Here is a 20,532-nt window from a genome sequence, read left to right as displayed (position 1 = left end):
TGTGCTCATGCCGGAACGAACTGCCGTTACGAAATTCCGAGTTGTTGTGCGGTCGCGTCGATGGCGTATTTGGCCTTCGCAACGATCTCGTCGATTTCCAGCTTGTTGATCACGAGCGGCGGCGACAGCAGCATCCGGTCGCCGGTGGCGCGCATGATCAGGTTGCCGTTGAAGCAGAAGTCGCGGCAGATCGTGCCGACTTCTCCACCATTAGCAAAACGCTTGCGTGCTTTCGGGTCTTCTGCGAGTTGCAGACCGGCGACCAGACCCGCGCCGGAGATTTCACCGATGATCGGGTGATTGGCAAAGGTGTCGCGCAGCTTCTTCTGGAAGTACGGACCCGTGTCGGTCTTGACGCGCTCGACGATCTTGTCGTCGCGTAGCAGCTTCAGATTGGCTACCGCTACTGCCGCGGCCACCGGGTGGCCGGAGTAGGTGAGGCCGTGATTGAAGTCGCCATTTTCGATGATCGCCTTGGCGACGCGATCGTGCAGACCGACCGCGCCCATCGGCACGTAGCCGCTTGTCAGGCCCTTGGCCAGCGTGATCAGGTCCGGTTCGAAACCGAAGTGCTGATGCGCGAACCATTCGCCGGTCCGGCCGAAGCCGCCGATCACTTCGTCGGCGACCAGCAGGATGTCGTACTTGCGGCAGATGCGTTGGATTTCCGGCCAATACGTCGAGGCCGGGAAAATCACGCCGCCCGCGCCCTGGAAAGGCTCACCGATAAAGGCGGCCACATTGTCCGCGCCGATTTCGAGAATCTTCGCTTCGAGTTGCTGCGCGCGGGCCAGAGCGAATTCTTCCGGCGTCAGATTGCCTTCTGCTTCGCCGAAGAAATACGGTTGGTCGATGTGCACGATGTTCTCGACCTTCGAGGGCATCTGTTCGTGCATGTAGCCCATGCCGCCCAGCGTGCCGCCCGCGATCGTCGAACCGTGATAGCCGTTCTTGCGCGAGATGACGAACTTCTTCGAGTGCTTGCCTTGCGTCGCCCAGTATTGGTGAACGATGCGCAGCACGGTGTCGTTGCCTTCCGAGCCGCTGTTGCAATAGAAGAAGTGGTTGAACGGTTCCGGCGCGAGCTCGGCGAGCAGGGCCGACAGTTCGATCACCGGCGGGTGCGTCGTCTTGAAGAAGGTGTTGTAGAAGGGCAGTTCCTGCATCTGACGGTACGCTGCGTCGGCCAGTTCCTTGCGGCCATAACCGACATTCACGCACCACAAACCGGCCATGCCGTCGATGATCTTGTTGTCGTCCGAATCCCACAGGTACACGCCCTGTGCCTTGACGATCACGCGGCTGCCGCTGCGATTGAGCGAACCCATATCCGAAAACGGATGGATGTGGTGCGCGGCGTCGAGCGCGCGGTATTCGGCGGTGCCGCGTTTCTGTTGTGTGGCTTGTGCGCTGGCGGCGGGTTGGGCCGGCTGCACGTAAGCGACTTCTTCTGTTCTGTAGCTCATACTGCCTCCAATTTTTTTGCGTTTGCGGGCGACGTCGTTGAAATAGATCTTAGACGTGCAGCAGCAAATGCCGGCGTTCCCACGAACTGATCACGCGGAAAAACGCTTCATATTCGGTTTCTTTCAGTGCGAGGTAGGCTTTGACGAATTTCTCGCCGAGTACTTCGGCGATCGGCTCGCAAGCGCCCATCAGCGTCAAACCTTCTTCAAGGTTGCGCGGCAACTGGTACGGCAATTCGTAACCGTCGCTGAGCAGCGGCTCAGTGGCTTCGAGGTTTTGCGTCATGCCGAGATAGCCGGCCGCGAGCGTTGCGGCAATCGCCAGATACGGGTTGCAGTCCACGCCCGGAATGCGGTTTTCGATGCGCCGCGCAGCCGGGCCCGAATGCGGAATCCGGAAACCCACCGTGCGGTTGTCGTAACCCCATGCCACGTTGATCGGCGCAGCCATGAAACGCGACAGGCGGCGATACGAGTTGATGTACGGCGCGAAAATCGGCATCAGTGCCGGCGTGTATTTCTGCAGGCCCGCGATATAGCCCGTGAAAAGCGTGGTGGGCTTGCCGTCCGGACCGGTGAACAGGTTGTGGCCAGTTTCTTCGTCCACGAGACTCTGGTGCATGTGCATCGCCGAGCCCGGTTCGCCTTCCATCGGCTTGGCCATGAAAGTCGCGTACATCTTGTGACGCAGCGCGGCCTCACGCACCGTGCGCTTGAACAGGAACACGCTGTCGGCGAGTTTCAGCGGATCGCCGTGCATGAAGTTGATTTCCATCTGCGCGGCGCCGACTTCGTGAATCAGCGTGTCAACTTCCAGTTCCTGGACTTCGCAGTATTCATAGATGTCTTCGAACAGCGGATCGAATTCGTTGACGGCTTCGATCGAGTACGCCTGACGGCCGGTCTCCGGACGGCCCGTACGGCCGATCGGCGGTTGCAGCGGCAGGTCGGGGTCCTTGTTCATGTCGACCAGGTAGAACTCGAGTTCCGGCGCGATGACCGGCTTCCAGCCCTTGGCCTTGTACAGTTCCAGCACGCGGCGCAGCACACGGCGCGGCGAGATGGCGACGGGCGTGCCGTCGAAGTGAACGCAATCGTGGATCACCTGGGCGGTCGGATCGACGGCCCACGGAATCATGCGGATGGTGCTGGCGTCGGGAACGCAGACCATGTCCGGGTCGGTGACGCCGGTGAGCGTGCCGTCTTCCGGATAGTCCCCTGTGACGGTCTGGATCATCACCGCCTGCGGCAAGCGCATGGATTCGCCGGATTCGAACTTGCTGCGCGGAATGATCTTGCCGCGTGCGATCCCGGCCATATCCGGAATGATCGCTTCGATTTCGGTGACGCGGTTCTTCTTCAGGAAGTCGTCGATTTCATGCATGGTTATTCTCTCAGTTTTGGTGCGCGACCGGCTCAGGCATGCGTGGCAGCGGCGGATGCCGCGCCATAGCCGGCCTTGGTGCGCATTCGATCGCGGCAGGCTTCGCCGAAGGCACGGAAGATCGCGGTGGAAAGCGCGTCGTTGGCATGCTTCCATTCCGGGTGCCACTGCACACCCAGCGCGAAGGCACGCGCATCTTTCACGCTCACCGCTTCGATCAATCCGTCCGGCGCGGTGGCTTCTGCCACCAGACCCACGCCCAGCCGCTCGACGCCCTGACCGTGCAATGAATTCACACGCGCTTCATTCGTGCCGCCCGCGAGGCGCTGCAACAAGCCGCCCTGCGCCAGCGTGATCGAATGCGACGGTGCGTATTGCACGTCGAGGTCGTCTTCCTTGTTCTCGCGATGGTCGTTCAACCCGGCCACCGCGTGAACGCTTTGATGCAACGTCCCACCGAACACCACGTTCATTTCCTGAAAGCCCCGGCATACCGCCAGCACCGGCACGCCTGCGGCGATCGCGGCGCGCAGCAGCGGCAGCGTCGTCGCATCGCGTGCGGCGTCGTGCAGCGTGCCCGGCGCGCTGGGATGGCCGCCGTAGCGGTGCGGCTCGACATTCGAATAGCTGCCGGTGAACAGTAAGCCGTCGACAGTAGCCAGCACGTCCTCGGTGGACTGACGCTCGCCGAGCGCCGGCAGCAACATGGCCAGTGCCTGCGAGCCGTCCACGATCGCGGCGATGTACTTCTCGCCGGTGACGTGCGACGGGTGGACTCCCATCATCGTTCTGTCGGCGCTGATGCCGACGAGAGGTTTGTTTCGCATATCAGATAGACGTGTATGTTCCCCGCGGGACGCGGCATGAACAACGTTAAACACGGCGCGGCAACATTCCGCAGCCGGACGCAAGGCGTCAGGCCACCGGGTAGTGCAGGCGGTCGTCGTCAGCGGGACGCGCCGCGCGTGGTAATTAGATGTGTCGTTCGATTCGGCCCGTTGCGGTGCGCAACTAACTAATCTGATCCGCATGAAGTGCATAGGCGGCAGACGGCACCGCACACGCACAAACGCATGGCTCAAGAGAGCGCGTTCACGCAAACGGACGAATCGAACGACGGAAAAGGGGGAGGCGCTACGGCAGCAGCGAGGCGACTTCGTCCGTGCGCACAGCAATGAAGGCGCGCGCGGAGATGGAGTTGTGACGTCGAACTGAACGGCGGGACAGGATCGTGAAGACGGACAGGAAGCGGCGGAACGCAAGGCTGCCGTTGCTGCCGTCGGCGATGGCGCCGTCAGCGCGAGGACAACTCGCCTGACTTCGATTCCATCTCACCAAAGGGCCTCGGACTCTCACGATTACACTCGACTAGCGACGTTGAAAGTATTGAACGCTTGCTCGAAAAACGCACAGGGCGTTTAAAGAAACATGACGCTGGGATGACCGTCTCTGACCGTTGCGAACCGGGTTCGCTGCGTCAGAAACACACGTTCGTGTTTCGTGACGTCGGCATGACGATCGCCTGAGAACCATCGTATACGAGCCAATAATGCCGTCAAATCATTTTTATAAAAGATTTATCAGGGCTTTCCCGAGGGTGTCCCTGGAATCCGGGTCATTGGGAACATTCGTTGCGCAAATCATATTTCGGAATCCTTTCAGGGTTTTCCCCAGCGGCGCAACGATTAAAGTGATTAGAATATTCAACACTCGCGGGCACACGTTGCCCGAGTCCACGCGCCCGATCGTCTCCCATGTCAGAGAACCTAGCGATGTCCATAGAAGTTGCGACCCGCCTGCAGTACATCCGTAAGAAGAATGGTCTGTCCCAGCGTGAGCTGGCGAAACGGGCGGGGGTGACCAACGGCACGATCTCGCTGATCGAACAGAACCGGGTGAGTCCGTCGGTTGGATCGCTGAAGAAACTGCTTGAGTGCATACCGATGAGTCTCGCCGAGTTCTTCACTTTTGAAGTGGAGGTGGAGCGCTCGGTTGTGTCGCGCCGCGCCGACATGCCGAATCTCGGCAATGAGTCGATCGAGTTCTATCTCGCCGGCTCCAGTGTGAAAGACCGCAACATGGGCATTCTGCGCGAGGTCTATCAGCCGCTCTCGGATACCGGGCCGGAAATGCTGGAGCACGAAGGGCACGAGGGCGGGGTGGTGGTCAGCGGTCAGATCGAACTGACAGTAGATGGCGTGACGTGGCTGCTCGACCCTGGTGACAGCTATTACTTCGAAAGCCGTCTACCGCATCGTTTTCGCAATCCCAGCGCGGAGCATCTCTGCGAGATCGTGTCGGCCAATTCGCCGCCCACGTTCTAAAGACTCCGCGCCAACGCGCCGCGACGCAGTTCCAGGCCGCTTGAAGTCGGAGCCGGCGTGCGTCGAGCGCATAACATTGAGGCATCCTGATGGACAAGAAATCTCTCGCTTTCTGGCAAGACAAAGCCGCTACGCTTTCGATTGAAGGCCGTGCGTTTATCGACGGCGAGTATCGTGACGCCGCAGGCGGCCGCACGTTCGACTGCCTGAGCCCGATCGACGGCAAGCTGCTTGCCAAGGTGGCTGACAGCGGTGCGGCGGATGTCGACGCCGCCGTGGCAGTTGCACGCCGCGCGTTCGATTCCGGTGTGTGGTCCGGCCTCAACCCTCGCAAGCGCAAGGCGATCCTTCTGCGCTGGGCCGCGTCGATCCGTGAGCATATGGACGAACTCGCGCTGCTCGAGACGCTGGACGCAGGCAAGCCGATCGCCGACACCACCTCGGTGGACGTGCCGGGCGCGGCCTATTGCGTCGAGTGGTTTGCTGAAGCCATCGACAAGGTCGGCGGCGAAGTCGCGCCGGCCGATCATCATCTGGTGGGCCTCGTCACGCGTGAGCCGATCGGCGTGGTTGCGGCAGTCGTGCCGTGGAATTTCCCGATCCTGATGGCGTCGTGGAAGTTCGGCCCGGCTTTGGCCGCGGGTAACAGCGTGGTTTTGAAGCCTTCGGAGAAGTCGCCCCTCACCGCGATTCGCCTCGCTCAACTCGCGCTGGACGCGGGCATCCCCGCCGGCGTGTTCAACGTAGTGCCGGGCGCGGGCGAACCGGGCAAGCTGCTGGCACTGCATCAGGACGTGGACTGCCTCGCTTTCACCGGCTCGACCAACGTCGGCAAGCTGATCATGCAATACGCCGGTCAATCGAACCTGAAGCGCGTGTGGCTCGAACTCGGCGGCAAGTCGCCGAACATCGTGATGCCCGATTGCCCCGACCTCGACCGCGCGGCGAATGCGGCGGCCGGCGCGATCTTCTACAACATGGGCGAAATGTGCACCGCGGGTTCGCGCCTGCTCGTGCACAAAGACATCAAGGACGTGTTCCTCGACAAGCTGATTGCCGCCGCGCGCAGCTATACACCGGGCAATCCGCTCGACCCGCAAACCTCGATGGGCGCGATCGTCGATAACGTGCAACTCGAACGCGTGCTCGGTTATATCGAAGCGGGCCGTGCCGAAGCGAAGCTGCTGCTGGGTGGTTCGCGCGTCAAGCAGGAGACCGGCGGCTTCTATATCGAGCCGACCATCTTCGAAATCCCGGCTTCCGGCGCGAAGGTTGCGCGCGAGGAAATCTTCGGGCCGGTGTTGTCGGTGATCACGTTCGACACGGTTGAAGAGGCGATCAGGATCGCTAACGACAGCGAGTATGGTCTTGCCGCCGCTGTCTGGACTTCGAACCTCACCACCGCGCATGAAGTGTCGCGCAAGCTGCGCGCCGGTACGGTATGGGTCAATTGCTACGACGAAGGCGGGGACATGAACTTCCCGTTCGGCGGCTACAAGCAATCGGGTAACGGCCGTGACAAGTCGTTGCACGCGTTGGAGAAGTACACCGAGCTGAAGTCCACGCTCGTTCGGCTGCGCTAAAGGATTCGCAAGCCAGCGCGGCGGCGTTTGAAAGAAACGCCGTCGCGTTCCCAATGAATCCGAGGCCGGACGTTGCGCGCATTACCTGGAAGCCCCGCGTGCGGCTCCGGCATGTTTAGGTATCAGGTCATCCCATGACTGAACTCGTTTATGGCGACGGCGCGATCCGTCGTCCATCGCTTTATGGCTCGTCGATCGAAAACACCTATGCGGGTGTGTTGTCGTTCATGCGCCGCAAGTACACCCGCGAACTCGACGGCGTCGACGTCGTGGTCTCCGGCGTGCCGCTCGATCTGGCCACCACCTTCCGTTCAGGCGCACGTCTTGGCCCGGCGGCGGTGCGCGCGGCGAGCGTGCAATTGTCGGAGCTGCATCCCTATCCGTGGGGCTTCAATCCGTTCGACGATCTCGCCGTGACGGACTACGGCGACTGCTGGTTCGACGCGCACAATCCCATGACGATCAAGGAATCGATCGTCGAACATGCGCGCACGATTCTGCGTTCGGACGCGAAAATGCTGACGCTCGGCGGCGATCACTACATTACGTATCCGCTGCTGATCGCGCATGCGGAGAAGTACGGCAAGCCGCTCTCACTGATCCATTTCGACGCCCACTGCGATACCTGGGCCGACGACAGCCCGGACAGCCTGAATCACGGTTCGATGTTCTACAAGGCGGTGAAAGACGGTCTGATCGATCCGAAGACTTCGGTGCAGGTCGGCATTCGCACGTGGAACGACGACTTCATGGGCATCAATATCCTCGACGCCGCATGGGTCCACGAACATGGCACGCGAGCAGCGGTGGAGCGGATTACGTCGATTGTCGGCGAGCGGCCCGCATATCTGACCTTTGATATCGACTGTCTCGATCCGGCGTTCGCGCCGGGCACGGGTACGCCGGTGGCGGGCGGTTTGTCGTCGGCGCAGGGGCTGGCCATCGTGCGCGGACTCGGTGCGTTGAACCTGGTGGGCGCGGATGTGGTGGAGGTGGCGCCCGCTTATGACCAGAGTGAGATCACGGCGATTGCCGCCGCGCATATCGCCTGTGATCTGTTGTGCCTTTGGCGGCAGAAGAAGGTCGCTGAACGCTAGGCACGTTCAATCGTCTTGAAGCGGCGCAGTGCAGGCGTTAGCCCATCGACGACGATCGATCGGGCTGACGCCGGCCTTCGCGCAAGCCGAGCGTGTAGACAACGAGCGCGCCGCTCATGATCGCCAGTTGCCACAGCAGCATGTCGCTGCCGCGTGCTTTCATGGCGAACCCGGCAATGAGCGGCCCCACGATCGAACTCGCGGTGAAGGTGAGTGATACCAGCCGCATGTTGCGCGTGAGCGATGCCTTATCGCTGCATGCCGCCGCGACCATGCCGAGTGTGATGTACGCGCTGTTCATGCCGCCGAGCAGCAGTGCGCTCGCGTCCGCGAGCCATGAGGCGGGCGCGGCGAGCGCGAAACCGCAGATCGCCAGCGTGCTGAGCGCGGCGCAGACGATCACCGTGGCCGCCAGGCCCGCGCGATCCGCAAACCAGCCGACCGGAAATTGCAGCGCCATGCCGCCGACACCGAATAGCGTGAGTAGCGTGGCCGTTTGTGTGGTGCTGAGGCCGCGAGCGTCGGCAAACAGCGGGAAGAGCCCATAGAGCGCGCCATCGCCGATGCCGCCTGCCGCGACGACCACCATGCCGAGGCTGACCATTGGGCCGATTGGGGCGCTTTTCGCTGCGCTGCCTGTTCGCGCAGGCCGTGCTGGTTTAACAGCAGCGGGCCTGTCGTCCGACGCAGTCAGCCACAGCGGAAGGGCAGCCGCAAACGTGAAGGCCGCGCCGGCCGCGAACGTAATCCGCCCGTCGACTGCACACCACACAGCCAACGCCGGACCGATGACACCGGCGCTGGCAATCAGCGCTTCGTGCACGCCCACTACACGTCCGCTCGACTCAGCCGGCACGAGCCGATAGAGCCACGTTTCATTGGCGATCCAGCGCAATCCAATGCCGAGCCCTGTCAACAGACCGGGCACGAGCCACAACGGCCACCACAGCGCATTCATCGTTGCGAACGCAAGCACTGTGGCGGCGAGACCGAGCGATACCGTGCGCTTCGCACCGATCCGCTCCATCAACCACGGCGCGATCAACAAGCCGGCCAGCATGCCGGTCCATTGCGAAGCGGAGAAGAGGCCGGCGCGCGGTGCGTCGAGGCCACGCTGCGCGAGCCACACCGGCAGCACCATGAAGCCGATGCCGAACTGGCCGATCTGCGAGAGCGCCGAGACCGTGGTCAGTGCGGCGATCGCCGGCCAGCGCACCGGCGCGACGGTATTCATGTGCCGCTCCGCGCAGGCATGGGCAGACCCTGTTCGCGGCATTCGACCGGGCAGCCGGCTTTCAGGCAGGGGCCGTCGTCGCAAAGGCGGCACAGTTGCATGGCGTGCGCCGGATCGCGGGTTTCATTCCACAGGATCTTGATCAGCAGGTTTTCGAGCACGTCGCGTTCGCGCTCGTCGAGCTGCCCGACGATGCGTTGGAGCATCTGGTCGCGTGCCGTTTGCAGGCGTTTGGCTTCACGCTTGCCGGAAGCGGTCAGGGCAAGCGCGACGGAACGTTTATCCGTGCCGGACTTCTTTTCGACGAGGCCGGCCTCCACCAGGCCCGCTACGGCGCGGACCGCGGCCGGATGCGAAAGATCGACCGCCTCGCGTAATACTTCAATGGATGAATCGGGATATTGACCGACCGCGTTGAGCATGGCGCGGGCAGTGGGGCCCGCGAGCGCGGCCACGGTAGGCTGCGCGTTCATCTCGTCCGTGACCAGCAGGGCGAGCACGCCAAGCAGGTTTTCTGTGCGCTGCGTCATAGCAATACCTCAATGTGTGCAACGTGCATATATGCATAGTGCACACATTGAAGGGGATGCGCAAGCGGTTTTTATTTCCGGCTCGTTATGCTCGGGCGGGCGGGGTTCAGGCACCTGCTGTCACTTCGCCAATCGTGCCCGCACGGTGTATTCGCCCTCGTTGCCCTCGTCTTCCGCCATATGGGCCATCGCCGTCTCGAAGTCGGGCGGCAGCGGCTCGACCGGATAGCCGCGTTTTTCCCACGCGTCGAGGCCGCCCTTGAGCGCGCGGACGTGATGGATATTCTTTCGATGCAGCTGATTGACGATCCGCTTGGCCGTCGCCTCGTTAGGGCAGACGCAGTAGACGACAATTGGCCGCTTCAGCAAGTCGGGATGCAGGGGCTCGGGCGAATCGAGGTCCAGCAACTGCGCGCCCGCAATCCGGTGCGATTCTTTCGCGCGGATGCTGTGCGGCCGGGCGTCGAGGATCAGTGGCGGCTCATTGGACCTCATCATTTCGTCGAGCTGGTCCGGCGAAATGCGTATATGCGCGAGCCAGCGGCGAAACTGCCAGCGGCGCACGTAGCGATAGACGAGCACGGCGAGGAAGATCGCCGCGAACGCGTCGAAAATCGTTCCACCGTGATGGCGCACGAGCAGAACGAGTTGCACGATCTGATCGTCAAGCGCGGCGCCGCCGATCACCCACACGCTGGCCCACAGCATCGCGCCGACAAAATCCCACAGCAGAAACACGCCGACGTTGATTGGCGTGGTGCCGAGCAGCGGCGCCGAGATCAGTCCGAGCCCCGGCAGGAATTTGGCGACGGTCAGAATCGGCGCGCCGTACCGTTCATAGGTATTGCGTGCGACGCGGACGGTGGTGTCGAGCGAGAGTGAGAAGCGCACCAGTTGATTCAGCAAGCGGCGGCCGTAGGCTCGTCCGGTGAAGAACCATAGCGAGTCCGCCAGCAGCGTGGCGCAGACGGCGGCCCCAATGACGCTGGCGTAGGAGGTTTGTCCCATGGCGGCCATGGTTCCGCCGAGGATCAGCATCGGCGCTGCGGGAATCGGCAAGCCGAGTTGCGTGACGAGGACGCTCATGAATACGGCCCACACGCCCAGCGAGGGTGGAATAGCAACCGGAAAATGCCACACAACCACGCTCCTGTTGATGCAGTGAAGGGATCTTGAACAGTCGGCGCCCGGACCGCGTGCGTTGTGAACACGTCATGCGTGGCCGGTTCCTGCCGGTCAGCGGCTGACTGCATGGCTCGGTCAGCTGGCCCGCGGCACGAACGCATCAGCACGCATTTCGGATTTAAGCACAGGTTGACGAAATGGCGCTGCGGGGCGGGCTGAGTACCCGCAAAAATTTAAGGGAATGGAGCGATTGTCCGTGTTGCGGCGCCCTGTGCGGCCTGTCCCTGCCGCCGCCCAGCACAGAGCAAAACGCCAGATTGACCGGGACGGCAGCGGGTCGAAGTTCGCTACAATCGTCGTGCACATACAGATACAACGGAGACACAACATGGCAAACCTTCAGCCGATCAGCCGCTATCCCGTGCCTGAGCCTGACGCGTGGCCGGACGACATCCGCGCCCGCATCCTCGAAGTGCAGGAGAAAGCCGGTTTTGTCCCGAACGTATTTCTGACGCTGGCGCACCGGCCGGATGAATTCCGCGCTTTTTTTGCGTACCACGACGCGTTGATGTTGAAAGAGGGCGGCCTCAGCAAAGGCGAGCGCGAGATGATCGTCGTCGCGACGAGCGCTGTGAATCAGTGTCTGTATTGCGTGGTCGCGCACGGCGCGATTCTGCGTATCTATGAGAAGGCGCCGCTGCTTGCGGATCAGGTGGCCGTCAACCATCGCAAGGCGGATATCACGGCGCGTCAGAAGGCGATGCTCGACTTCGCGCTAAAGGTCTGCCGCGAATCCGGCACGGTCGACGATGCCGATTTTCAGACGCTACGTAAGCATGGCTTTTCGGATGAAGACGTGTGGGATATCGCGGCCATCACAGCATTTTTCGGTTTGTCGAACCGGATGGCCAACGTCATTTCAATGCGGCCGAACGACGAGTTCTATCTGATGGGCCGTGTGCCGAAAGCGGCGGCGGACGCGCCGCGAAAATAGCATTGGAGATGCGAGTAGCGGACCCGCGGTGCGTGCGGATACCTGCTTTCGCAGGCTCGCTCGCACCGGACCCTTCACGCAGCCGCCGGCTCGGACCGGATTGCTGGCGTGCTGACGGCCTTGTCGTCGATCGGGAAGTGCAGCATCGCCGCGACGAGTCCTGCAACGACCGTCGCTTCCCACAGCAGCGAATACGACCCGGTCAGATCGAACACCAGGCCGCCTAGCCACGCGCCGAGAAACGAGCCGATCTGGTGGCTCAGAAAGCAGACGCCGAAGAGGCTGCCGAGGTGCCGAGTGCCGAATACTTTCGCTACGAGTCCGCTCGTCAGCGGCACGGTCCCGAGCCAGGTCAGCCCCATCACCGCCGCGAAGATCACGACCGAAGCGGAGGTCTTCGGCAGCAGAAAAAACGCGCCGATCGTCGCGCTTCGAATGAGGTAAAGCCAGCCGAGTACATGGTGCTGGCGGAACCGGCCGCCGAGCCATCCGCATCCCCAACTGCCTGCCATATTGAACAGGCCGATCAGCGCGAGCGCTGTGGCGCCAAGCCCGACAGGCATATGGCACAGCGTCAGATACTCAGGCAGATGGGTGGCGATGAACGCGAGCTGAAATCCACAAGTGAAGAAGCCGAGCGTCAGGAGTCGATAGCCCCGATGCCGGATCGCCTGTGCGAATACCTTGCGAAGCGGCGCAGCGGGCGGCTCCTGAACCTGCATGCCGACACTCGCGCGCCGGTCGAGCACCATGCCGAGCGGCGCGATCAGCAGCATCAGGAAGGCCAGCACGAAGAGCGAGGTGGCGATGCCTGAGCTGAGTCGAATACTCTGCACGAGCGGGATCATCAGCACCTGTCCCGCCGAGCCGCCTGCGCTGACGAGACCCATCGCCATGCTGCGCTTTTCCGGAGAAGCGATGCGGCCGACTGCCGGCAACACCACGCCGAACGTCGTGCAACTCACGCCGATGCCGACCAGCAGACCCATCCCGACAATCAGCATCGGACCCGATGGCGCAACCGCCGCGACGCCCAGGCCCGCGGCAAACGTCGTCGCGCCGAACGCGACCACCGGCGCCGAGCCATAACGGTCCGCTGCCGCGCCCGCGAACGGTTGCGCGAAACCCCATACCAGGTTGTGCAGCGCGATGGCGAAAGCGATCAGCGTAACGGGCAGCCCGCGGTCGAACGAGAACGGCCCGATGAAGAGACCGAAGGTCTGCCGGATGCCCATGGCGGCGCTCAGAATCAGCGCGCCGGCGATGATCACGAGCGTCGTTTGACTCACGGGGATGGCGAGGCGTTTGCTATTTGACGTGGACATGGTTCTGATCTCCTTGGACACCATGGTCGCAGCGAGCGTCAGAAGCGGCAAAAGAAAAGATTTTGACGACGGGTGAGCGCCGCTCACCTGTCCAGACAGAGGGTGGGCAGGGTTTAGTGGTCGGCGCGGTGCAATTCCGAATCGGCAGCAGCGGGTGGATTGGCGAACGGTTCAGCCTCGCTGAGCAGCCACCGTTTGAAGTCGGACAGTTCCGGGCGATTCTCCGCGCTATCCGTGTTTTGCGCGCTCACCAGCCAATACGCCGTGGAAGAGTCAATCGTTTGTGGGCTGGCCTCGACGAGTGCGCCGCTTGCGAGATCGCGGTCGACCAGCGGCCGTCTGCCGAGCGCGACGCCGAGGCCCATGCTCGCGGCTTCGAAAGCGAGCTGGATCGTGTCGACACGCAAGCCGTCGTTCAGGTCGATGCCGTCGATAGCCGTCCCATCGATGGCGACCCCGTCGAGCCACGCCTGCCAGTCCTCGCTCGCCGAGTTCACGTGAATGAACGTCGCGTGACGCAGATCGACGTTGCCATGCGCGTCGCGCAGATTGTCCACGTACGCCGGGCTGCACACTGGCACCAGGCGTTCGCCGAACAGACGCGTCCACGCGGTCCCCGCGACCGGAGCGCGGCTCAGGCGAATGGCGAAATCGAAACCGTCGACGGGAAAGCCGACCTGACGGTGCGAGGTATCGACGGTGACGTTCGCAGCCGGCCAGCGTGCGCGAAAGGCGGCGAGGCGCGGCAACAGCCAACGCGAGGCAAGCGTAGGCGCGCAACTCAGCGCGATCGGGCGATTCGCGCGGTGGTTCGGCAGGCGCTGCGTGCCGATCGCGATCAGCGAAAACGCTTCGGATACGTACGACAGATAGTCCGCGCCCGCCGTCGTCAGCGAAATTCCGCGCGGCTCGCGCACGAACAGTTCGACGCCGAGCGATTGTTCGAGGCCGACGATGCCGTGGCTAATCGCGCTCGGCGTGACGCTCAGTTCCGCGGCGGCGAGCTTGAAACTCTGATGCCTGCCGGCCGCTTCGAAAAAACGAAGCGCGGGCAGAGGAGGCAGACGAAGCGGCATAGGGCATCCTCAAAGGCGGCGCGGCGGGCATCGTGACGGTGCAAAAGTACGCCGGCGCGCGCATGCTGTTTTGGGAAAGGATACCTTGCAATGAGGGTTCGATTACCGCCGCGGACGGGCCAGCAAAATATTTCGCTGACGTTGTCGATTCGCCGGCATGCCGTTCGTCGTGGCTATATAAGGGCAAAAGATGCGCTCGCAGCCGCGTCGCGCCATGCCGTGCCGCTATCGCGCCCTTAATCCTTGTTACCGCAACAGGAGGTGGCTGATGAATGATGTAGACCCATCTGCACAAGCGTTGAAACCGGCCCGGCTGCTGGCCGAATCGCCCGCCCGCTTTCCTGGCGAGAGCGCCGAATATCGCAGCGCGCGCAACGACCTGCTGGCCGAAGAAATCGAATTACGCCGTCACATCGAACGCGTGGCCGCGCAGCGCCGTGCGCTGCCGCCCGGCGGTATCGTGCCGCAGGACTATCTCTTCGAGGGGGAGGCGGGCCCGGTGACGCTATCCGAAATGTTCGGCGCGCATGACACCCTCGTCACCTACAACTGGATGTTCGGCCCGCAGCGCGAGCGCCCCTGTTCGATGTGCACTTCGCTCCTGAGCGCGTACGACGGCGAAATGCCCGACATCTTGCAACGCGTGGCTTTTGCGGTGATCGGCCGCTCGCCGATCGACAAGCTGGTGGCCTTCAAGAAAGAGCGCGGCTGGCGGCACCTGCGGCTGTATTCGTCGGGCGGCAATACCTTCAACCGCGACTACGCCGCCGAAGTTCCGGATGGCGGCGACAATCCCGCCTTCAACGTGTTCACGCGTTCAGCCGGTACGGTGCGGCATTTCTGGGCCGAGGAAATGGGACCGTCGACGGCGGACCCGGGTCAGGATCCGCGCGGCGCCCCCGATGTGATGCCGATCTGGACGGTGCTCGACATGACCCCCGGCGGCCGCGGCAGCGACTGGTATCCGGAGTTGGAGTACGACACTGCGCCGCGTTAGTCGTGCGGTTTCATGCAGGTGTGCGGTGCGCCTGAAGTGCTGATTCGCACGAGGTAGGGGATGAGGGCTCTACGTCTCGACGACGTCACCCTGCCCGAGCATGGTCTGCAAATAGGCCGGGACGGCGCTTGCCCGCATCGGCCTGCCGAACAGATAGCCCTGCAGCGCGCGAGCGCCCAGCGCCTTGACGACGTCGGCTTGCGACGACGTCTCGAGTCCTTCCACGATGCATTCCAGTCCGAGGTTTCTGCACAGATCGAGCACCGACTTGACGATCTTCTTCGACGCACTATTGGAATCCACGTCGGTCATGAAGCTGCGGTCGATCTTGATCGTATCGAAGGGCAGGCGATGCACGTAGCTGAGGCTCGAATAGCCGGTGCCGAAATCGTCGAGCGAGACACGGCAGCCGGCTTGCTTGATCATCGTGAGAGAGCAGTGGGCCTGCTCGAAATCGCGCGTGACCGCGGTTTCCGTGATCTCGAAGTTGACGTGATGCGCGGGCACGCCGCTCGCCAGCACGATATCGACCAGGCGGCGAGCGCGCGGCGAAGTCGAAATATCGATCGCGGAGAGATTGAACGACAGATAGAGATCGGCCGGCCAGCGGGATGCTTCGTCAAGGGCTTTGCGCAGCAGCACTTCGGTGACGCGCAGAATCAGATCGGTACGCTCGGCAATCCGAATGAATTCCTCTGGCCTGACCGCGCCTAGCCGCGCGTTGTGCCAGCGCCCGAGCGCTTCCATGCCGATGGTACGTTGCGTGCGCACGTCGTAGATCGGCTGAAACTCGAGGAATAGTTCGGACTCCAGGTCCGCATGGCGGAGTTCCTGCGCGACGAGACTCGAGCGCCGGATCCGCGTCTCATGTTCGGTCGAAAAGATTACCGGCGTGCCGCGGCGGCTTTCCTTGCCGACGTACAAGGCGGCGTCCGCGCGTTCGAAAACCTGCTGCACTGTCGTGCCCGCTTCAGGAAACGCGGCCCAGCCGATTGTTCCGGTCAGTTCGGCGACATTGCCGGCGACCCGATAGGGCTGGCCGAGCGTTTCGCAGATGCGCTCTCCCAACTCGACGAGCGTCTCGTTCGGCAGTTTGTGCTGGGCCAGCACGCCGAATTCGTCGCCGCCCAGGCGCGCGAAGAAGATGCCGGGTTCCGCGAGCGCCAGCAAGCGCACGCCGACTTCCTGCAGCACGAGGTCGCCACTTGCATGTCCGTAGATATCGTTAACCTGTTTGAAGCCGTCGAGATCGATCAAGCCGACATTGAAACCGCCACCGGCTGCGGGCGTCTGTTCCGATAGCGCGCGCAGCGAGGCAAAGAAGCTGCGCCGGTTGGGCAGATCGGTCAGGCTGTCGATGCTCGCAAGTCTGAAGTTGTCGTCGCTGAGTCTTTGCGTTTTTTCCTGGCTTACCTGCAATTCGCGCTGCGCGTGCACCACGCCGGCAAAGGTCCGGTAATACAGCTCGATGATGAAGGCGAGTGCGAGGCCGACCAGGGTCATGTCGACGGCCATCGCGATGAACACTGGCGAGCGCGTGGAGACCAGGTACGCCGAAAAGCTCAGGATAACGATTGATAACAGAAGCAGGGCGGCCGCCCGCAGGTGCATCAGGCAGAACACGCAGCCGACCAGTGTCGTTGCCATGTAAAACGCGACCTGAGCCTGCTCATAGGCTGAGCCGTAGGGAAACAGTAAGAGTGACCAGCTGCTGAAGGCGACGGCGAAGATGCCCGCGAGCCAGATCAGTTTGCGCAGTTCCGGCACGGCCTTGTCGTGCGTCAGAACCCGGTGCCGGATACGCCACCAGCGCACGCAACGGATGACGCACAGCGCGCAGAGCGCCCCGGGGAAGTAGATGGACAACCACGCCGGCGCCGATCCCAGGTGCGTGACGGCCACGGCCATCGTGTTGACGATGAGGATGAAATAAAGCAGCGGTATCTGGCGGCCGAATGCCTGAAGTTGCGAGCGCACGAGTTCCGGGTCGCCTTCCGCGACCGATAGCGCTTCCCTCAATCTGGCTAACCGAACCATGCCCGTCCCTGTAACGTTTGCGCCGCACACGCAGCTTTGTATATCGGCAACGTCGGCGAGACCTTGAGGGAATTCTCAGCGGAAATAAATCAGGCGTGTTGAATGAGCGGTAAATACACCCTGCGAGCGAGTCGCTGATGAGTCATTTGTGCCGCGCCGACCCGCGTCACGCAGGCGGTATCGCCGGCTGCTCCGGTTCCCCAAGACCATCCGGCGAGCGCCACGCATGTTGCAATATGGCGAATTTTCATTGTTTTATTCTTCCCGGATTTTTATTACTGGGCGTAGCGTGGTGCTGAATCGTCAATTTTTGCGATTCCCCATAACATCGTAAAAAAGCATGGTGGTAGCCGGTTTGCCGCCGCTAAATCACTGAAATTGCAACGGATTGTGATACGCCGCGGAGCGCCGTAAAGCGGGAGAAATGCGTAAGCGCGCGATTCTTATAGCACTTTGGGACAAAAAAACGTCAAATTGCCGCTGGGCGGGCGATACAAGGCTTACATCCAAGGTTTGCGCGAATGCGCGCCTATGCGTTAGTGTGTCGGTCCCGGCGCAACAGATGTGGCGCCGGTTCCATGATTACCATACGGGAAGTGCTATGAACAAACAGGAACTGATTGATGCAGTCGCCGCAGCGACGGGCGAAAGCAAAGCGGCCACCGGCCAAACCATCGACGCTATCGTCGAAGCGGTGACCAAAGCCGTGGTGGGTGGTGATACGGTGCAACTGGTCGGTTTCGGTTCTTTCTCGACCGGCGCGCGCGCAGCACGCGTGGGTCGCAATCCGTCGACCGGTGCAGAGATCCAGATCGCCGCAGCCAAGACGGTGAAGTTCACCGCCGGCAAGGCATTCAAGGAAGCCGTCAACGCGTCGTAATGCAACGCGCCTCGCGCTGGAGCATCCACGTGCGCTGTTTTAGTGCGCGGTGCCCGATGCATCGGGCGTGAGGAAACACGCGCTGCCCAACACCGGTGAGGGTGTTCTATCGGTGATTGGTGCGGCGCGTGTGGTGCTTATGGTGGTGTTGTTTGCTTCAGATTTGCGTCGTGCACGCTCGCGTTCCAGCCTTTATTGATGCTCATCGTGATGGTCATCGGACGGTTACTGGAAGCGCGAGATCGTGCAGGCCGCGTCGGCGGGTTTCAGCCCGCGCGTCGTTTCTGGGTCGCTTCGGCCAGCGTCTCGAGCGCCGGTTCGGTTTGCGCCCAGCTCACGCAGGCGTCCGTAATCGATACGCCGTGACGCAGCGGCACACCGGTCTTCAGATCCTGACGACCTTCTTCCAGATGACTTTCGAGCATGACGCCGAGAATGCGGCGCTCGCGCTGCGAGAGTTGTTGCGCCAGATCCTGCACCACCTCCAGTTGACGCAAATGCGATTTGCCTGAGTTCGCATGTGAGCAGTCGATCATGACCTGCTCGCGCAGGCCTGCCGATTTGAGCACTGCGCAGGTTGCATCCACGGACGCGCTGTCGTAATTCGGACCTTTCTTGCCGCCGCGCAAGATCACGTGCGCGTCGTCATTGCCACGCGTCTCGAAGATCGCGGCCATACCCATCTTGGTCATACCCATGAACGCATGGCTTGCGTGCGCCGCGACGATGGCGTCCGCGGCGATCTGTACGCCGCCGTCCGTACCGTTCTTGAAGCCGATCGGGCAGCTCAGCCCCGATGCAAGCTGCCGATGACTCTGACTCTCCGTCGTGCGCGCGCCGATCGCTCCCCAAGCGACCAGATCCGCGATGTATTGCGGGCTGAGCAAGTCGAGAAATTCGGTGGCCGTGGGCAAGCCGAGACCGTTGATGTCGAGCAGCAGTTGCCGTGCGAGACGTAAGCCCTCGTTGATGCGGAAGCTGCCATCGAGACGCGGGTCGTTGATATAGCCTTTCCAGCCTACCGTTGTGCGCGGCTTCTCGAAGTACACGCGCATGACGATCAGCAGATCGTCCTTGTAGGTCTGCGCCGCGACCTTGAGCTTGCGGGCGTATTCGATGGCCTGGTCGTGGTCGTGAATCGAACACGGGCCGACGATCAGCACAAGCCGGTCGTCGCGGCCATGCAGAACATCGGCGATTTCCGCGCGGGTTTTCTCGACGAGCGTCTGCACCGACGGCGGCACAGGCAATTCATCCTGCAGCAGGGCAGGGGAAATCAGCGGACGTACCGCGCCGATGCGAACGTCGTCGATGCGCGTGGTGTCCTGGGTGGCGTCGGCCGAGCCGACTTCCTGATCGTGCAAAGGATTGTCGATGGCGCTCAAAATAGTCTCCCGGACCTTGGATGTTGGGGTGGTCTCACCGCCCGATGGGTGAGTGTCGATGCGTCGATTCGCTGCCGGGATTATGACACTCGCGCGTGTGAGCCGGATGACCGTTATTCGAGGCGTTCGATCAGCGCCATGGCGGCGGCCGGATTGCGTTCCTTGAAGCCGCTGATGACGTAGAGGTAGACGTCGCGCGCCGTGGTTTTTGCGGGGGCTGCGGCGGATGTTTCGAGGTCGTCCGGTGTCGTGCCCGCGGCGAGTTGGCGGGCGCGTTCAACCCAGGCGTCGAGGGCCTTGGTTGAATAGCCTTTGGCTTCCTTGTCGCTTGTACCCATGATGCGGGCGTAGACGAATGGCGCGGTGATGTCGGCGATTTGCGGGTAGTCGCTGTCGGCTGCCAGCACGATGGCGACTTTGTACTTTCTGGCTAGCGCGATGAATTCGGGGGTCTTGAAGGTGTCGTTACGGACTTCGATGGCGTGCCGTAGTTTTTGCCCTTCGATGCTGGCGGGCAGCAGTTTCAGGAAGGCTTCGAAGTCTTCGGGGTCGAACTTTTTGGTGGTAGCGAATTGCCAGTTGATCGGGCCTAGTTTCTGTTTTAGCAGTAGCACGCCGCTGGCGAAGAAACGTTCGATGGTTTCGTTCGCGTCGGCCAGGACTTTTCGGTTTGTTGCGTAGCGGGGGGCTTTTAGCGAGAAGACGAAATCTTCGGGGGTTTCCTGATACCACTTTTCGTAGCTTGCAGGTTTTTGCAAGCCGTAGAAGGTGCCGTTGATTTCTATCGATGTGAGGTTTTGGCTCGCGTGTTGGAGCTCGCGGCTTTGTGTCAGGTCTGACGGGTAGAAGGTGCCTCGCCAGGGGGCGTAGGTCCAGCCGCCTATGCCGATTCGGATTTTGCCGGGTTTCGGGGAGGGCATTTTTTTGAGCCTCTTGAATGGTGGCTTCGCCGGGAGAGGTAGGGTAGCGCATTTTAGGGTTTTTGCCTTCGCGGCGCTTTTTGTCTGTGTTCCTGGTTTTTGTGTCTTGTTCTGGCTTTCGTGCCTTTCCTTGTTTTGTTAGTGGTCTATTAGTGTTGCCCCTGTGCGGGGCGGC

The 20,532-nt window shown here is 62.0% G+C and carries 18 protein-coding genes; 6 read left to right on the top strand and 12 right to left on the bottom strand.

Annotated elements, in window-relative coordinates:
• Positions 1 to 26: 26 nt before the first annotated feature.
• From M0D68_RS15000 to M0D68_RS14985, 4 genes are all read right to left on the bottom strand, one after another.
• Positions 27 to 1,466, bottom strand: a complete 1,440-nt coding sequence (locus M0D68_RS15000; RefSeq protein WP_211706908.1) for an aspartate aminotransferase family protein — start codon at positions 1,464 to 1,466, stop codon at positions 27 to 29.
• A 49-nt stretch (positions 1,467 to 1,515) separates the two neighbouring features.
• The gene (locus M0D68_RS14995; RefSeq protein WP_093645070.1) at positions 1,516 to 2,850 is read right to left on the bottom strand and encodes a glutamine synthetase family protein; all 1,335 of its coding nucleotides are present in this window, start codon (positions 2,848 to 2,850) and stop codon (positions 1,516 to 1,518) included.
• A 32-nt stretch (positions 2,851 to 2,882) separates the two neighbouring features.
• Positions 2,883 to 3,677 carry a gamma-glutamyl-gamma-aminobutyrate hydrolase family protein gene (locus M0D68_RS14990; protein WP_093645068.1) on the bottom strand — a complete coding sequence of 265 codons (795 nt, stop codon included), beginning with the start codon at positions 3,675 to 3,677 and terminating at the stop codon, positions 2,883 to 2,885.
• 307 nt (positions 3,678 to 3,984) lie between these two features.
• Positions 3,985 to 4,185: a hypothetical protein gene (locus M0D68_RS14985; RefSeq protein WP_236062552.1), complete on the bottom strand. Its 201-nt coding sequence runs from the start codon at positions 4,183 to 4,185 to the stop codon at positions 3,985 to 3,987.
• A gap of 437 nt (positions 4,186 to 4,622) precedes the next feature.
• Between M0D68_RS14985 and M0D68_RS14980 the strand changes: the two genes are divergently transcribed.
• From M0D68_RS14980 to speB, 3 genes are all read left to right on the top strand, one after another.
• Positions 4,623 to 5,174 carry a cupin domain-containing protein gene (locus M0D68_RS14980; protein WP_054042828.1) on the top strand — a complete coding sequence of 184 codons (552 nt, stop codon included), beginning with the start codon at positions 4,623 to 4,625 and terminating at the stop codon, positions 5,172 to 5,174.
• An 89-nt stretch (positions 5,175 to 5,263) separates the two neighbouring features.
• Positions 5,264 to 6,757 carry an aldehyde dehydrogenase gene (locus M0D68_RS14975; RefSeq protein ID WP_211706907.1) on the top strand — a complete coding sequence of 498 codons (1,494 nt, stop codon included), beginning with the start codon at positions 5,264 to 5,266 and terminating at the stop codon, positions 6,755 to 6,757.
• 134 nt (positions 6,758 to 6,891) lie between these two features.
• Positions 6,892 to 7,854, top strand: coding sequence for an agmatinase (gene speB, locus M0D68_RS14970; protein WP_093645064.1), 963 nt, complete (start codon positions 6,892 to 6,894; stop codon positions 7,852 to 7,854).
• A 37-nt stretch (positions 7,855 to 7,891) separates the two neighbouring features.
• Here speB and M0D68_RS14965 read toward each other — a convergent pair whose 3' ends face one another.
• The 3 genes from M0D68_RS14965 to M0D68_RS14955 all read right to left on the bottom strand — a co-directional run bounded on the left by M0D68_RS14965 (position 7,892) and on the right by M0D68_RS14955 (position 10,758).
• Entirely contained in the window at positions 7,892 to 9,088 is a 1,197-nt protein-coding gene (locus tag M0D68_RS14965) for an MFS transporter (protein WP_211706906.1), read from the bottom strand.
• Entirely contained in the window at positions 9,085 to 9,618 is a 534-nt protein-coding gene (locus M0D68_RS14960; protein WP_211706905.1) for a MarR family winged helix-turn-helix transcriptional regulator, read from the bottom strand. Before M0D68_RS14960 ends, M0D68_RS14965 begins: the two co-directional genes overlap by 4 nt.
• A 120-nt stretch (positions 9,619 to 9,738) precedes the next feature.
• Positions 9,739 to 10,758, bottom strand: coding sequence for a VTT domain-containing protein (locus M0D68_RS14955; RefSeq protein WP_211706904.1), 1,020 nt, complete (start codon positions 10,756 to 10,758; stop codon positions 9,739 to 9,741).
• A gap of 373 nt (positions 10,759 to 11,131) precedes the next feature.
• Here M0D68_RS14955 and M0D68_RS14950 point away from each other — a divergent pair, with 373 nt between their 5' ends.
• Positions 11,132 to 11,737 carry a peroxidase-related enzyme gene (locus tag M0D68_RS14950; RefSeq protein ID WP_211706903.1) on the top strand — a complete coding sequence of 202 codons (606 nt, stop codon included), beginning with the start codon at positions 11,132 to 11,134 and terminating at the stop codon, positions 11,735 to 11,737.
• A 74-nt stretch (positions 11,738 to 11,811) separates the two neighbouring features.
• Here M0D68_RS14950 and M0D68_RS14945 read toward each other — a convergent pair whose 3' ends face one another.
• The gene (locus tag M0D68_RS14945) at positions 11,812 to 13,062 is read right to left on the bottom strand and encodes an MFS transporter (protein ID WP_211706902.1); all 1,251 of its coding nucleotides are present in this window, start codon (positions 13,060 to 13,062) and stop codon (positions 11,812 to 11,814) included.
• A 113-nt stretch (positions 13,063 to 13,175) separates the two neighbouring features.
• Positions 13,176 to 14,138: a LysR substrate-binding domain-containing protein gene (locus M0D68_RS14940; RefSeq protein WP_211706901.1), complete on the bottom strand. Its 963-nt coding sequence runs from the start codon at positions 14,136 to 14,138 to the stop codon at positions 13,176 to 13,178.
• 268 nt (positions 14,139 to 14,406) lie between these two features.
• On the opposite strand from M0D68_RS14940, the gene M0D68_RS14935 reads away from it, so the two are divergent.
• Positions 14,407 to 15,135: a DUF899 family protein gene (locus tag M0D68_RS14935; RefSeq protein WP_200621169.1), complete on the top strand. Its 729-nt coding sequence runs from the start codon at positions 14,407 to 14,409 to the stop codon at positions 15,133 to 15,135.
• Positions 15,136 to 15,204: 69 nt separating this feature from the next.
• Here M0D68_RS14935 and M0D68_RS14930 read toward each other — a convergent pair whose 3' ends face one another.
• Complete coding sequence (locus M0D68_RS14930) at positions 15,205 to 17,172, bottom strand: bifunctional diguanylate cyclase/phosphodiesterase (protein WP_211706900.1); 1,968 nt, start codon at positions 17,170 to 17,172, stop codon at positions 15,205 to 15,207.
• A gap of 601 nt (positions 17,173 to 17,773) precedes the next feature.
• On the opposite strand from M0D68_RS14930, the gene M0D68_RS14925 reads away from it, so the two are divergent.
• Complete coding sequence (locus M0D68_RS14925; protein WP_006049832.1) at positions 17,774 to 18,052, top strand: HU family DNA-binding protein; 279 nt, start codon at positions 17,774 to 17,776, stop codon at positions 18,050 to 18,052.
• 266 nt (positions 18,053 to 18,318) lie between these two features.
• Here M0D68_RS14925 and M0D68_RS14920 read toward each other — a convergent pair whose 3' ends face one another.
• On the bottom strand, positions 18,319 to 19,437 hold the full coding sequence (locus M0D68_RS14920; protein WP_093645047.1) for a 3-deoxy-7-phosphoheptulonate synthase: 1,119 nt from the start codon (positions 19,435 to 19,437) through the stop codon (positions 18,319 to 18,321).
• 113 nt (positions 19,438 to 19,550) lie between these two features.
• Positions 19,551 to 20,357, bottom strand: coding sequence for a DUF72 domain-containing protein (locus tag M0D68_RS14915; protein WP_200652198.1), 807 nt, complete (start codon positions 20,355 to 20,357; stop codon positions 19,551 to 19,553).
• Between the last annotated feature and the right edge of the window lie 175 nt (positions 20,358 to 20,532).

This window comes from Paraburkholderia sp. SEWSISQ10-3 4 (genome assembly GCF_030464785.1).
Lineage (GTDB): Bacteria > Pseudomonadota > Gammaproteobacteria > Burkholderiales > Burkholderiaceae > Paraburkholderia > Paraburkholderia aspalathi.
The sequence above is the reverse complement of the archived record's forward strand: the minus strand, read 5'-3'. Positions and strand labels throughout refer to the sequence as shown.

Excerpts from the sequence above, each read along its gene's own strand:
- M0D68_RS15000 (WP_211706908.1), bottom strand. The coding sequence starts at position 1,466 with ATGAGCTACAGAACAGAAGAAGTCGCTTACGTGCAGCCGGCCCAACCC.
- M0D68_RS14995 (WP_093645070.1), bottom strand. The coding sequence starts at position 2,850 with ATGCATGAAATCGACGACTTCCTGAAGAAGAACCGCGTCACCGAAATC.
- M0D68_RS14990 (WP_093645068.1), bottom strand. The coding sequence starts at position 3,677 with ATGCGAAACAAACCTCTCGTCGGCATCAGCGCCGACAGAACGATGATG.
- M0D68_RS14980 (WP_054042828.1), top strand. The coding sequence starts at position 4,623 with ATGTCCATAGAAGTTGCGACCCGCCTGCAGTACATCCGTAAGAAGAAT.
- M0D68_RS14975 (WP_211706907.1), top strand. The coding sequence starts at position 5,264 with ATGGACAAGAAATCTCTCGCTTTCTGGCAAGACAAAGCCGCTACGCTT.
- speB (WP_093645064.1), top strand. The coding sequence starts at position 6,892 with ATGACTGAACTCGTTTATGGCGACGGCGCGATCCGTCGTCCATCGCTT.
- M0D68_RS14965 (WP_211706906.1), bottom strand. The coding sequence starts at position 9,088 with ATGAATACCGTCGCGCCGGTGCGCTGGCCGGCGATCGCCGCACTGACC.
- M0D68_RS14960 (WP_211706905.1), bottom strand. The coding sequence starts at position 9,618 with ATGACGCAGCGCACAGAAAACCTGCTTGGCGTGCTCGCCCTGCTGGTC.
- M0D68_RS14950 (WP_211706903.1), top strand. The coding sequence starts at position 11,132 with ATGGCAAACCTTCAGCCGATCAGCCGCTATCCCGTGCCTGAGCCTGAC.
- M0D68_RS14945 (WP_211706902.1), bottom strand. The coding sequence starts at position 13,062 with ATGTCCACGTCAAATAGCAAACGCCTCGCCATCCCCGTGAGTCAAACG.
- M0D68_RS14940 (WP_211706901.1), bottom strand. The coding sequence starts at position 14,138 with ATGCCGCTTCGTCTGCCTCCTCTGCCCGCGCTTCGTTTTTTCGAAGCG.
- M0D68_RS14935 (WP_200621169.1), top strand. The coding sequence starts at position 14,407 with ATGAATGATGTAGACCCATCTGCACAAGCGTTGAAACCGGCCCGGCTG.
- M0D68_RS14930 (WP_211706900.1), bottom strand. The coding sequence starts at position 17,172 with ATGGTTCGGTTAGCCAGATTGAGGGAAGCGCTATCGGTCGCGGAAGGC.
- M0D68_RS14925 (WP_006049832.1), top strand. The coding sequence starts at position 17,774 with ATGAACAAACAGGAACTGATTGATGCAGTCGCCGCAGCGACGGGCGAA.
- M0D68_RS14915 (WP_200652198.1), bottom strand. The coding sequence starts at position 20,357 with ATGCCCTCCCCGAAACCCGGCAAAATCCGAATCGGCATAGGCGGCTGG.